The organism is Rhodobacter sp. NTK016B (assembly GCF_017303295.1).
In the GTDB taxonomy this organism is placed as follows: Bacteria; Pseudomonadota; Alphaproteobacteria; order Rhodobacterales; family Rhodobacteraceae; genus Pararhodobacter.
In genome coordinates this window covers 15629-27757 of sequence record NZ_JAFKOK010000015.1, presented here as the reverse complement: position 1 = coordinate 27757, position 12129 = coordinate 15629, and the positions used below count along the sequence as shown (strand labels likewise).

12 protein-coding genes and 1 pseudogene are annotated in these 12129 nt (G+C 64.3%); 1 reads left to right on the top strand and 12 read right to left on the bottom strand.

Going from position 1 to position 12129, the window contains the following annotated elements:
- Positions 1-23 precede the first annotated feature (23 nt).
- From JI664_RS18505 to JI664_RS18450, 12 genes and pseudogenes are all read right to left on the bottom strand, one after another.
- Positions 24-917, bottom strand: coding sequence for a methylenetetrahydrofolate reductase (locus tag JI664_RS18505; RefSeq protein ID WP_207015259.1), 894 nt, complete (start codon positions 915-917; stop codon positions 24-26).
- A 13-nt stretch (positions 918-930) separates the two neighbouring features.
- The gene (locus JI664_RS18500; RefSeq protein ID WP_207015258.1) at positions 931-1245 is read right to left on the bottom strand and encodes a YciI family protein; all 315 of its coding nucleotides are present in this window, start codon (positions 1243-1245) and stop codon (positions 931-933) included.
- Entirely contained in the window at positions 1245-2108 is an 864-nt protein-coding gene (locus JI664_RS18495; RefSeq protein ID WP_207015257.1) for a class III extradiol dioxygenase family protein, read from the bottom strand. Before JI664_RS18495 ends, JI664_RS18500 begins: the two co-directional genes overlap by 1 nt.
- Positions 2101-2487: an extradiol ring-cleavage dioxygenase gene (locus tag JI664_RS18490; protein ID WP_207015256.1), complete on the bottom strand. Its 387-nt coding sequence runs from the start codon at positions 2485-2487 to the stop codon at positions 2101-2103. The genes JI664_RS18495 and JI664_RS18490 overlap by 8 nt, the downstream gene beginning before the upstream one ends.
- A gap of 5 nt (positions 2488-2492) precedes the next feature.
- Positions 2493-3173 carry an alpha/beta fold hydrolase gene (locus tag JI664_RS18485; protein ID WP_207015255.1) on the bottom strand — a complete coding sequence of 227 codons (681 nt, stop codon included), beginning with the start codon at positions 3171-3173 and terminating at the stop codon, positions 2493-2495.
- On the bottom strand, positions 3173-4477 hold the full coding sequence (locus tag JI664_RS18480) for a TRAP transporter large permease (protein WP_207015254.1): 1305 nt from the start codon (positions 4475-4477) through the stop codon (positions 3173-3175). The genes JI664_RS18485 and JI664_RS18480 overlap by 1 nt, the downstream gene beginning before the upstream one ends.
- Positions 4474-4983: a TRAP transporter small permease gene (locus tag JI664_RS18475; RefSeq protein WP_349768743.1), complete on the bottom strand. Its 510-nt coding sequence runs from the start codon at positions 4981-4983 to the stop codon at positions 4474-4476. Before JI664_RS18475 ends, JI664_RS18480 begins: the two co-directional genes overlap by 4 nt.
- 1 nt (position 4984) lies before the next feature.
- Complete coding sequence (locus JI664_RS18470; RefSeq protein ID WP_207015252.1) at positions 4985-5974, bottom strand: TRAP transporter substrate-binding protein; 990 nt, start codon at positions 5972-5974, stop codon at positions 4985-4987.
- A gap of 206 nt (positions 5975-6180) precedes the next feature.
- A complete protein-coding gene (gene ligM / locus JI664_RS18465) occupies positions 6181-7593 on the bottom strand; it encodes a vanillate/3-O-methylgallate O-demethylase (RefSeq protein WP_207015251.1) in 1413 nt (470 codons plus the stop codon).
- A gap of 127 nt (positions 7594-7720) precedes the next feature.
- Positions 7721-8467: a GntR family transcriptional regulator gene (locus JI664_RS18460; protein ID WP_207015250.1), complete on the bottom strand. Its 747-nt coding sequence runs from the start codon at positions 8465-8467 to the stop codon at positions 7721-7723.
- A 155-nt stretch (positions 8468-8622) separates the two neighbouring features.
- Positions 8623-9369: pseudogene (locus tag JI664_RS18455) on the bottom strand (SDR family NAD(P)-dependent oxidoreductase); the annotation flags it as partial.
- A gap of 3 nt (positions 9370-9372) precedes the next feature.
- Complete coding sequence (locus tag JI664_RS18450; RefSeq protein ID WP_207015248.1) at positions 9373-11205, bottom strand: feruloyl-CoA synthase; 1833 nt, start codon at positions 11203-11205, stop codon at positions 9373-9375.
- 144 nt (positions 11206-11349) lie between these two features.
- Here JI664_RS18450 and JI664_RS18445 point away from each other — a divergent pair, with 144 nt between their 5' ends.
- Positions 11350-12123, top strand: a complete 774-nt coding sequence (locus JI664_RS18445; RefSeq protein WP_207015247.1) for a crotonase/enoyl-CoA hydratase family protein — start codon at positions 11350-11352, stop codon at positions 12121-12123.
- The last annotated feature ends 6 nt before the right edge of the window (positions 12124-12129 follow it).

Genomic DNA, 12129 nt, shown 5'->3' with positions numbered 1-12129 from the left:
GGGGGGCTGGCCCCCCGCGTCCCTCAGTTATGCTCGTTCAGCCAGGTGGCCGAGGTCTTGATCCCGCCCAGCGGGAAGATGTGGATCTTGTCGATCAGGCTGTCGGGATGCCCCGCCTTGTAGGCCGCGATCTCGCCCAGCATCTCGGTCGGCGTGAAGGGCAGCAGCAGTTTCGACAGATCCATCGCGCGCTTCTGCAGCACGCCCAGCGACGGGCCGACGCCGCAGGCGATGGCGAATTTGATCAGCGTCTGCAGCTTGGTGGGACCGGCGACGCCCAGATGGATCGGCATCGTCACGCCCATTGCCTGCAGCCGCTCGGCCCAGGCGATGATCGGACCGGCCTCGAAGGCGAATTGCGTGGCGATGGCCATCTCGGCATCGGTCTGCTCGGAGAAGCCCTGCTTCCACATCACCGCCTCGTCGACCAGCTTGGTGCCGCCCTTGGCGTCGATGTCCTTGTTGCCCTCGGGGTGGCCGGCGACATGCAGGCGCTTGTAGCCCAGCTCGTCGAACAGCCCGGTTTTCAGCAGGTCAATGGCCGAGGTGAACTCGCCCGCGACGGTCGAGACGCCGCCCGCCAGAACCAGCGCCTGCTCGGCGCCCGCTTCCTCGCGGTAGCGCTTGAGCCATGTTTCCAGCGTGGCGCGGCTGTCGATGATGCGCGCGGGCAGGTGCGGCATCGCCGGATAGCCCTCGTCGCTGATACGCTTGACGGTGGCGACCATCTCGTCGATGGGCGTGCCCTCGATATGCGCGACATAGACGCGCGTCCCCTCGGGCAGAATTTCCTTGAAGCTTTCGACCTTGGCCGCGGTGCGCGGCATCACTTCGATCGACGCGCCCTGCAGCAGCGCCGCCAGATTTTCGGGCTTCGCCTCGGTGCTCGCGCCTTTGCGCAGATTGAAAAGGGCCATGGTGTCTCCTCCCTTAGCCGGTAATGCGGGGATTGATACGGTCGGCGGCGAAACCGTCGGCCATCCGCGTGAGTTCGATATCGGTCACGATGCCGGAACGGGTGAAGGGATCGCCGTCGATATAGGCGCGCGCCTTCGCAAGATCGTCGGCTTCCAGAATACCCCAATGGCCGATTGCCGTGCCATCCTCGGACCACAGCGCCGAACCGGTGACGACTGAAACCAGCCCCTCGCCGCCCGACTTGTTCCAGTCGCGATGCGTGGGGCGGAGCGCGTCGCGCTCGGCATCGGCCCCGGGTTTGTGCAGGCAGCGCATCAGAACGAACATCAGGCGGCCTCCTCGGTCGCGAGGGCCTCGTTTTCCAGAACCACCATGCCCGCGCCGGTCATCGAGGCCGGGGCGTAATAATGCGACATGACGGTGCGCACATCGGCATCCATCGCCGCGCGCATCACCAGCCACATGATCAGCTCGGCGCCTTCGGACCCGAAGGTCTCGACGAACTGCTCGCGCGTCCAGTCGCGGTATTTCTCGGGGTTCGGGCCGATCTCGGCCAGCCATGCCTTGTCGGCCTCGCGGTTCATGAAGCCCGCGCGCGCGCCTTGCAGCTGGTGGGTCAGACCGCCGGTGCCGAACACCACGATCCGCTCTTCGCCCGCCCAGCTTTCAATCGCCTTGCGCAGAAGCTGGCCCAGTTCCCACATGCGCTGCGGCGTGGGGATCGGGTATTGCACGGTGTTGACGAAGATCGGCACGATCTTCACGGGCCATTCCTCGGGCCGACCGAAGAACAGCTCCATCGGCACCTGAATGCCGTGATCGAGTTCAATCTCGCGGCAGATCAGCGGGTCGAAATGCCCCTCGACCATCGCGTCGGCAAGGTGCCAGCTGAAATCCGCCGCACCCTTGAAGGACGGGATGTCGCGCTTGCCCCAGCCTTCGTCGATGATCTGGTATTCCTCGGCCACGCCAAGCGCCAGCGTCGGCACCCGGTCGAGGAAAAAGGCATTGCCGTGATCGTTGAAGATGACGATGGCAATGTCGGGTTTCTGCTCGGCGATCCACTGCTTGGCGGGGATATAGCCGTCGAAGAAGGGTTTCCAGTCGGGCGTGTCCTGCAGGCCCCGGTCCAGCGCGATGCCGATCGAGGGGACGTGCGAGGTGCCGCAGCCACCGATAAGTTCAGCCATTCTTGCGTTCCTTTCCAAGGCGTTCGACGAGGAAATCCTCGTGTTCCATGCCCACCTGCGCCGCGCCGATGGCGGTCACGGGCATCGGGTCCAGCGCCGAGATCTTGAGAATGTAGAAAATGTTGCCGCCCAGCCGGACCATTTCCTGCCAGTCGCGTGCCAGCACCGCCGCGCGCTGCTCTGGGCTCAGCTTGTAGCGGTCGAGATAGGCCTCTTCATCCGCCGCGAAAGCCTCGCGGTTGGCGGCCGAAACAAGCGACATGGCCATCTTGTTCATCTCGTAGCCGCGATGCGAACCGGCGCGGTCGAAAAGCGGGGTGTCGGGGATCGGCGTCTTGGCCCCGTCAGAGGCAAGGGTGTCGGGCTTGGAAGCAGACATGAGGATCAATCCTTCAGAAACGGCACCAGCGCGTCGGCAACCGCTTCGGGCTGCTCGACCGGCGCGAAATGACCGGCATTCTCGATGATTTCGAGCTGCGCGCCGGGCACCAACGCGACGATGTCTTCGTGTTGCGAGACGGGCGACCACTGGTCCTGCCGCCCCACCATCACCAGCAGCGGACACCGGACCTTGGACAGGACCGAGGCCGCGTCGGGCCGGTTGACCAGCGCCTTGATCTGGCGCGCGTGCAGATCGGGATCCATGCGCAGCACCATGGCCGTCAGATCGGCCATCAGGCGTTCGTTCTTCTGGTTCTCTTCCCAGACCATCGGCGGCAGCCAGCGTTCGGCCAGCGCCTGCATCCCGTGGTCATAGGCGAATTGCACGATCTCGGCGCGTTTCTCGGGCTCGCCGGGCTTGAGCGGGTGGATTCCGGTATCCAGAAGCGCTGCCTTTTCGATCCGCTCGGGCGCAAGGCGCAGCATCTCGATCGTCACCCGTGCGCCCATCGAATGGCCGGCCACCCGCAGGGGGCCGGGATAGCGCGCGAGCAGATCCTCGGCCATCCGGGTCAGGTCGTCCTGCGTGGACAGGTCGGCCACCTCGGCATCGAGCCGCTCGCTAACCGCCGTCCAGCAATAGCCGTCGCACAGAAGGCCGGGGATCAGAAGTGTCGTGGTCATCAGTTAATCATCGTATTGGGCAGAATGAGCGAGATCTGCGGGAAGGCGACCAGCAGGATCAGCGTGGCGATCATCGCCAGCCAGAACGGCATCACGCCTCGGAAGATCGTCCCCAGCGGCACGTGCTGGGCCACCGATTTCACGATGAACACGTTCACGCCGACGGGCGGCGAGATCAGGCCCATCTCCAGCGTCAGCACCACCAGCACGCCGAACCAGATCGGATCGAAGCCCAGCTGCTGGATCACCGGGAAGAAGATCGGCATCGTCAGCACCAGCATGGCGAAGCCTTCAAGGAAGCAGCCCAGAACCAGATAGCAGGCCAGGATCATCGCCAGGATGACCAGCGGATGCACGCTCAGACCTTCTAGGAACGATCCCACTTCCTGCGGGATATGGCTGAGCGCAAGGAACGGGATCAGCATATGCGCGCCGATCAGGATGAACATCACCGTGGCGGTGGTCACGACCGAGGATTTCGCCGCCGCCCAGAACGCGGGCATCGTCAGCTTGCGCGAAATGAGCCCGATGATGATGATCAGGCCCGCACCGACGGCCGAGGCCTCGGTGGGCGAGAAGATCCCGGTATAGATGCCGCCGATGGTCAGCAGGATCACCGACAGGATCGGCAGCGCGCCGACCATGGCACGGGCCTTTTCCCCCGCCGTGGTGCGCGGACCGGCCGGCCCCATCTCGGGCTTGAGCCAGCATTGCACGGTCACGGTCAGCACGAACATGAACAGCAGCAGAAGACCCGGCAGCACGCCCGCAAGAAACAGACGCCCGATCGATTCCTGCGTCAGGATCGCGTAGATCACGAAGCCGGTCGAAGGCGGGATCAGGATGCCCAGCGTGCCCCCTGCCGCGACCGCGCCGGTCGAAAGGCGGTGGTCGTAGTTGAAGCGCTCCATCTCGCCCAGCGAGACCTTGCCCATCGTCAGCGCCGAGGCCACGGACGACCCCGACAGCGCCGCGAAACCGCCGCAGCCGATGATCGTGGCCGAGGCCAGGCCGCCGCGGATCGAGCCGATCATCGCGTAGGCCGCGTCATAGAGCTTGCGCGACATGCCGGTCTCGGTGGCGACGTTGCCCATCAGGATGAACAGCGGCACCACGACCAGCTCGGCCGAGGATGCGATGGTGAAACTTTCCGAGGCGAGATAGTTCATCGCCGCGTTCAGACTGTGCAGGTTCCAGATTCCAAGGAAGCCCACCACGAACATGGCGAAAGCCACGGGGATACGGAAGGCGAGCAGCACGAAAAGCGCGCCCATCCCGATCAAGCCGACGTCGAAACTGCTCATGATGTGTGGCCTTCAGCCTGCCGCAGCGGTCCGCCGAGCAGCAGCGAGATCAACCGCAGCAGCATGCCCGCCGCGGTAATCACGCAGCAGGCGACGACGAAGTACTGGAACCAGTCCTTGGGAAGATTGATGATATTGGTGGAGAGATTCAGCATCTGCGAGATCGCGGCCGATTTCCACATGTTCCAGGCGATGCCCAGAAAGATCGCCACGCCCGAGGCGGCGGCGAGAATGTCGGTCAGGCGGATAAGCCAGGTCGGGAACGAGCGCTCGAACAGGTCGACCGCGATATGCCCGTTCAGACGGTCGCACAGCGCCATGCCGCCGAAAACAAGCACGACCATGCCCATCTGGGTGATGTCCTGCGCGCCCCGCAAAGGCGTGCCGAAATAGCGTCCGATCACGTCGATCAGGATCACGACGACCTCGCCGATCAGCCCGATCGTGCCGACCATCGCGGCCAGGGCAATAACCCCGGCCGCAACTTTATCAAGCGTGCGCAGCACGTTATTCGCCCTGCATCGTGGCGAGAACGTCTTCGCCGCCATCGATGCCCGAAATCACCTGGTCACGGACCGGGAAAGTGATCTCGTCGAACGCCGCCGCTTCTTCATCGGTCAGGAAGATAACAGTGTTGTCGCCGGTGGCCTGAATCGCCTCGGTGACGCTTTCGGCGCGCGCCAGCCAGCCTTCTTCGGCCGAACGCGACAGTTCCCGCCCCGCGATCGCGTCGAGCGCAGCACGCTCTTCGTCCGACAGACCGTCATAGGCACCCTGGTTCATCACCACGTAGAACGAGATGTGACCCAGATCCGCGCCGTAGGTATAGCTATTGGCCACTTCGTCCAGACGGAAATCGCCGATCGCCGAAGCGCCGGTGACGACGCCGTCGATCAGGCCGGTCTGCAGCGCGTTGTAGATCTCGCCTGCGGGCATCTGCACCGGGGTCGCACCCAGCGCTTCGATGGTCGCGCCAGCGGCCGAACCCGACACGCGGATCTTCAGCCCGGCCAGATCGGCGGGCGTGCGGATGTCGTGGTCGCGCATGATGAACACGTTGGGTTCGGACAGCCACAGCGCCAGCGGCACGGTGCCCGGGAACTCGTCGGCCAGCAGGCCCGCGTCATAGGCGTTCCAGATCATGTCGTAGCCCGACATGCCCTCGGGTTGTGCGCCCGGCAGTTCCGAGATCATGGTGCGCGGGAACTGGGTCGAGGTATAGCCCTGCAGCCCCCAGACGATATCGGCGGTGCCGGTCACGGCGCGGACATATTGCTCAAGCGGACCAGCGCCCAGCTCGCCACCCGGATAGACAAGGATCTCGACGCCCGCATCGGCAACGGCGGCCTGAAGCGGCTCGATGGTCGAGGCCGTCAGCGTGTGCTGCGGCGGCACCCAGTGGGCAAAGCGAAGCTCGGTCGCACCGACCGGCGCGGCCAGCACGGCAGCCGTCGCAGCAAGCGCGCCCGCGGCCCGGATAGTGGAGAAATCAAACATGTAGTACCTCCCAAGTTAAGGGCGTTTTGCGCCCCTGTTGACATCGCTTGCGGCTTGCGTCGCAAGAAACAACCCCGCCAGTATGACGGGTTTCGGCGCCGCGCACAGCCGCTTTCGCAACCGGCCGCCGCGCCGTAGCCCTTTTCGGGTCGGTGGTGAATGGCGGCCTCCTCCGGCCGCCATTCCCAGATCGTCGTGTCAGCCGATCAGCTGCGGGTACGCCAGCTGTCGGCGTAGTTGGTACGGGCTTCCGCCGAGTACGGCGTCGGCGAGACGCGCACGCGGATATCGGCCTGCTTGTGCGGCTCGGTCGAGGTTTTGCCAGTGGTTTCCGGCTCGCCCCATTTCAGCGTCAGCACGTCGCCGATCTGCACGTCGGTCGAGACGACGCCGAGGCTCAGCAGGCAGCGCTCGTTGAACGAGTAGCCGTTGAACATCGACATACCGACCATCGAGCCGTCTTCCTTGCAGACCATGTCGGCCGAGGACGAGGCGTAGTTCGGCTGCGGGAAGTCGATCCACTTGTAGGGCGTGCCCTGCTCGAAGGACGAAGCGATGACTTTCAGCACGTCGTCACGGTTCCATTCGAACGTGACTTTCTTGCGCTTCGGACCCTCGGCCTTGATTTTCTCAAGCGCCGCCTTGCCGACGAAGTCGTCTTTCTTCCAGCCGATGTAGAAGTCGTAGCCCAGCTCGAACGGGTTGACGTAATAGTCTTCGATGTTGTTCGAAACATACGAACCGCCGATGGCGCCCGCCGCTTCGTACATATCGGTGCCCAGCCATTCGCGGTAGGCCTTGGTCATGCCGTCGCCGGTATAGATGCCCGGAAGCGGCGACGGGATCCAGCCCGATTCCAGCGTGTTGGTCGAGTAGGCACGCGAGCCGCACTGAACCAGATTGACGCCGGCGTCGCGGGCAGCCTGCAGGATGGTCGAGTGGATGTAATCCTTGTCCTTGTACGGACCCCAGATTTCCAGACCCGGCGCGCCCGACATGCCGTGACGCAGCGCCTGCACCTTTTTCGAGCCGACATTGATCCAGTCAACATGGAAGAACTTGATGTCCGGGATCGGGCCGCCGTTCATCTTCTCGAAGATGGCGTTGGCTTCAGGACCCTGGATCTGGAAGCGATAATGCTCGCGCAGGACGCGCTCACCTTCGGGGCGGCTGGGGCTGCGCGGGTCATAGCGCAGACGGACGTTCCATTTGCCGTACGAGGCGGCGAACATCAGCCAGTTCGAGGTCGGCGCGCGGCCCACCAGGATGTACTTGTCTTCACGCTCACGGAAGATGATGTGGTCACCGATTACGTGGCCGGCGGGGGTCACGGGCACGTAGTGCTTGGCGCGGTTCAGGCTGAAATTACCGAACGCGTTGATGCCGTGATAGGCGAGGAACTCGGTGGCCTGCGGGCCTTCGACGATAACCTCGTCCATGTGGTGCGACTGGTCGAACAGCACCGCCGAATCGCGCCATGCGTTCTGCTCGGTACGCCAGTTCGAGAATTCCGGCGCGACGACCGGATAGACATACATGCCGATTTTCGAATTCCGCAGGATATCGACGGGGTTACCGCCATTCTCTGCGATCAGGGCTTCAAGACTGGTAGCAGCCATTTCGATTCTCCTCCCAAGGGCAACAAGTCAGAATGTATACACATATGGTCAGATCGGCGCCGCGATGCAAGCTAAATCGACTGTTTCGGCTAAACTCCGCCAGAAGATGTATGCACGCCCGATGTTCTCACCGGACGATCAGCGCCATTCCCGGCATCGCCTCCGACGCATCGGGATCCGCGACCAACGCCGCTTCCAGATTTCCCCGTGCGATCCGCGCATGTTCGCGCGCAATCGCCTCGGCCCGCGCGCCCTCGCGCCGCCGGATCGCCTGCATCAGGGCCCGATGCTGCGCCTGCGCCACGATCAGCGAGCGCAGCGCCCGGTCCGCCCCGCCCTCGCTGCCCGAGCCCATGACGAAAGCCGAGGGCGAGGCGAACGGCAGCGATTTGACCCGTTCCAGCTCCCGCAACACCACTGCGCTGCAGCATAGATCGGCCAGCCTTTCGTGAAACTGGCCGTTGAGCTCGGCGTAGCGGTCGAAATCCACCTGATCCAGCGACACGCCGGAAAAGCACGCATCGAGACGATCAAGGATCACCCCGATCTCGTCCAGCGTAGCCGCATCGGCGCCCCGCTCGGCCGCCAGCCGCGCAGCCATTCCTTCGAGCACACCGCGCAGCTCGATGGAATCGGTGACATCGCTCAGCGTGAAACTGCGCACCTGGAACCCGCCGCCGGGGGCGCGCTCCAGCAGCCCCTCCTCGGCCAGTCGCGACATGGCCTCGCGGACCGGCGTGCGCGAAATCTGCAGATCCTCGGACAGCGCAACCTCGTAAAGCCGCGTGCCGCCGGGAAATCCGCCGTGAATGATACGTTGACGCAACTCGTAGGTCGCGCGCTTCGTCAGGTTGACGCTCTTGGATTCGCTCATGGCCTCCCCCATGTATACAAATAGATGTATACATATTCGCGCGGCACGCAAACCCTGCGCGACGCGCACCGCATCTTTGTTCGGGAAATATCCACGGGGAGGTTTTCAGGAGGGGGGCGTGCCTCCCTCCTGAAGCGGGTGCGGGCAGAAGCCCGCCGGGCCGCCCCGTCAAGCCGCACGCATTCGGCATTGATATAGCGGTTCGCGGCCATGTAGCAGACGGTATCCGCGAATTCCGCCGGATCGCCCAGCCGCTGCGGGAAGGGAATGCCCGCCGCCAGCGCCTTCTGAGCCTCGTCGGGCAGCGTATAAAGCAAGGGCGTCAGAAAGATCCCCGGCGCGATCACGTTGACCCGCACGCCCACCCGCGCGAGTTCACGCGCGACCGGCAGCGACATCGCGACGATCCCGCCTTTCGAGGCCGAATAGGCCGCCTGCCCGATCTGCCCGTCGAACGCCGCGACCGAGGCGGTGTTGATCACCACCCCGCGTTCGCCATCCTCCAGCGGTTCGGCCGCGGCCATACGCGCGGCCGACAGGCGCATCACGTTAAAGGTGCCGATCAGGTTGATGTTGATCGTGCGCTGGAAGTCCTCGAGCGGCAGAGGCCCCTCGCGACCCAGCACCCGCCCGGCGGTACCGATGCCCGCGCAGTTCACCACAATGCGGGGCACGCCATGCGCGTCCGTCGCCGTGTCGAGCGCCGCGTTCACATCGGCTTCCGAGGTCACGTCGCCCGCGGCAGAGGCGCCGCCGATCGCGGCCGCGACCGCCGCGCCCTTCTCGGCGTCGCGGTCAAGGATCGTGACCTTCGCGCCGCGCGCGGCCAGCATGCGCGCCGTGGCCTCGCCCAGCCCCGAGCCGCCGCCGGTCACCAGTGCCGAATTGCCGTCGATCTGCATGCCTCACTCCTTCGTGCTGTCGATGACCCGCGGGTCGCCTTCATAGATCGCCTCGACCAGATCCTGACGATGCGCGCGCACCGCGCGCTGATTGACCGAGCCTTTATCCGTCACCTCGCCCTTCTCGATGCTCAGCGGCTCGAGCATCATCATCGCCCGCGGCACCCGTAGCGACGAGCCGGTCGCGGTCTTGTTATAGGCCTTGAGCCGCGCCGCCAGCTCGGCGCGCAGCACCTCGTGGCCGAAGAGCAGGTCGTCGCGCAGCTCTTCGCCGCCCGGCACCAGCTTTTCGATCGCCGGGCGGAACGGCACCAGCAGCGCGCCGAGGTAATCCTCGCCCTCGCCCACGATGACCGCGTCGCGCACATAGCCACCCAACGCATCGGTCAGCTTGGCGCGCAGCGCGCCGACACCGACCCAGGTGCCCGTCGACAGCTTGAAGTTCTCGGCCACCCGCCCGTCGAAGAAGAACCCTTTCGACGGATCCTCGGGATCGGCGAATTTCAGCGCGTCGCCCAGACAATAGAAGCCTTCGTCGTCGAAAGCGTCGGCGGTCAGCTGCGGCTGGCGCCAATAACCCGGCGTGACGTTCGGCCCCTTCACGCGGGCCTCCCACTTGCCCTCGGTCGGCACCAGCTTCAGAATCACTTCCTTGGCCGGAACGCCCAGATTGCCGGGGGCCGCGTCGGGATCGGTGTTGAAGATCGCGAAGGGCGCGGTTTCGGTCGCGCCAAGCCCGGTGCCCAGCTGCACCCGCTCGCCCGTGGTTTTCAGCGCCAGCCGTTCCAGCGCTTCCCAGGTATGCGTCGCCATGGCGGCACCAGCATAATATTTCAGCTTCAGATTGCCGAAGAAGGCCTGCGCCAGTTCATCGTCCTCTTCCATTGCCTCGACCAGCATCTCGTAGCCGAAGGGCACGTTGAAATACCAGTTGGTGCCGACCTCGCGCAGGTTGCGGATGGTTTCGGGCATCATCTGCGGCGTCGGGCGACCGCCATCGATATAGAAGGTGCCCCCGTTCCAGATCGCCGCGTTGAACACGAGGTTACCGGCCGCGACGTGGTTCCACGGCGCCCAGTCAAGAATGATCGGCGGCTCGTCGCGCAGGAAGGCATAGCAATCGGTCACCTGCTCCATGTTCGCGCACATCATGCGCTGGGTCTGGATGACCGCCTTGGGGCTGCCCGTGGTGCCCGAGGTGAACAGGAACTTGGCGATGGTATCGAGCCCGACGCGCGCATTGGCCTTGTCGACGGCATCGGTCACCGGCGTGGCCAGCAGTGCCTCCCAGTCCATCGCGCGCCCTTCGCCCGCCTTGCCCAGCACCGGGAGGTCGGAAAAGACCTCGGCAATGGCGGGCGCGAAGGGGGTCGTGTCTTCGGTGAAGACGGCGCCCGGCGTGATCTGATCGCGGACCGAAACCAGCTTGCCGTATTCACCCGAGGCCAGCGCATAGGCGGGCGCGATGGCGGCGGACGGCACGCCCACATACTGCGCGCCAAGCGCCATCAGCGCATGGGCGACCGAATTGGCCGACAGGATGACCAGCGGACGCTCGACCGACAGGCCCATATCCAGAAGGGCCTGACCGATCGCCCGGATATGGCCCAGCATCTGCGCGTAGCTCACGCGCTGCCAGTCGCCATCGGGGCCGCGTTCAGCCATCCACGTCGTTTCGGGCGTCTTCTTCGCCCATTCATGGATCTTGACCGAAAGGTTTTCGGGGTAATCATTGAGGGCGCCGTTCTGCCACACCAGGATCGAGCCGTCATTGCGGCGCTCCCAGTCGATATCCGGCTGCCACAACTTGACTTTGCGCAACGGTGATTCTGTCATGAGATCCTCCTCCCGGGATTATTTACATAGATACTTTTTCCTCGGATAGAGAATTATTGTTTACATGGATACTTTTTCTATAGATACTTCCCAGTGAATCGACCGGGAGGGGCGGTTCGCTCTCTTTCAGCGGCAGGGTTATCTATGGACTACCTTACACTCGAGTTTACTGGCGATGTTGGCATTGTCGGTCTGAATCGTCCGTCAAAGCGTAACGCGATCTCGGACGCGTTCATCGAAGAACTCGACGACGTCATCACGCAGGTCGAAGCCAAGGCGAAAGCCGGCGTGATCCACGGGCACGGCCCGCATTTCTGCGCCGGTCTCGATCTGGCCGAGCATGTCAAGAAATCGCCCTTCGAAGGCGTTCAGGGCTCGCGCCGCTGGCATCAGGTGTTTGCCCGCCTTCAGCGCGGCAAGCTGCCGTGGTTCGCGGCGCTGCACGGCGCTGTCGTCGGCGGCGGTCTTGAGCTGGCCTCGTCGGTGCATGTACGCGTGGCCGACAAGACCGCGTTCTTCGCCCTGCCCGAAGGTCAGCGCGGCATTTTCGTGGGCGGCGGCGCCTCGGCGCGCACGGCGCGTCTGATGGGCGTGTCGCGGATGATGGACCTGATGATGACGGGCCGCTCGATCGACGCCGACACCGCCGAGCGCTGGGGTACCGTCAATTACGTCGTCGATGAAGGCGCTGCGCTGGACGAGGCCGTGAAAATGGCCGCTAAAGCCGCGACGAATGCCGAATTGTCGAATTACGCGATCATCCACGCCCTGCCGCGCATCAACGACATGGCGACCGATGACGGCCTGTGGGTCGAAAGCCTGATCGCCTCGTTCACGCAGACCAGCCCCGAAGCCGAGGCGCGCCTGAACGCGTTCCTCGAAAAGCGGGTGGGCAAGGTCAGCAACCCCAACGCGTGAGGAAGC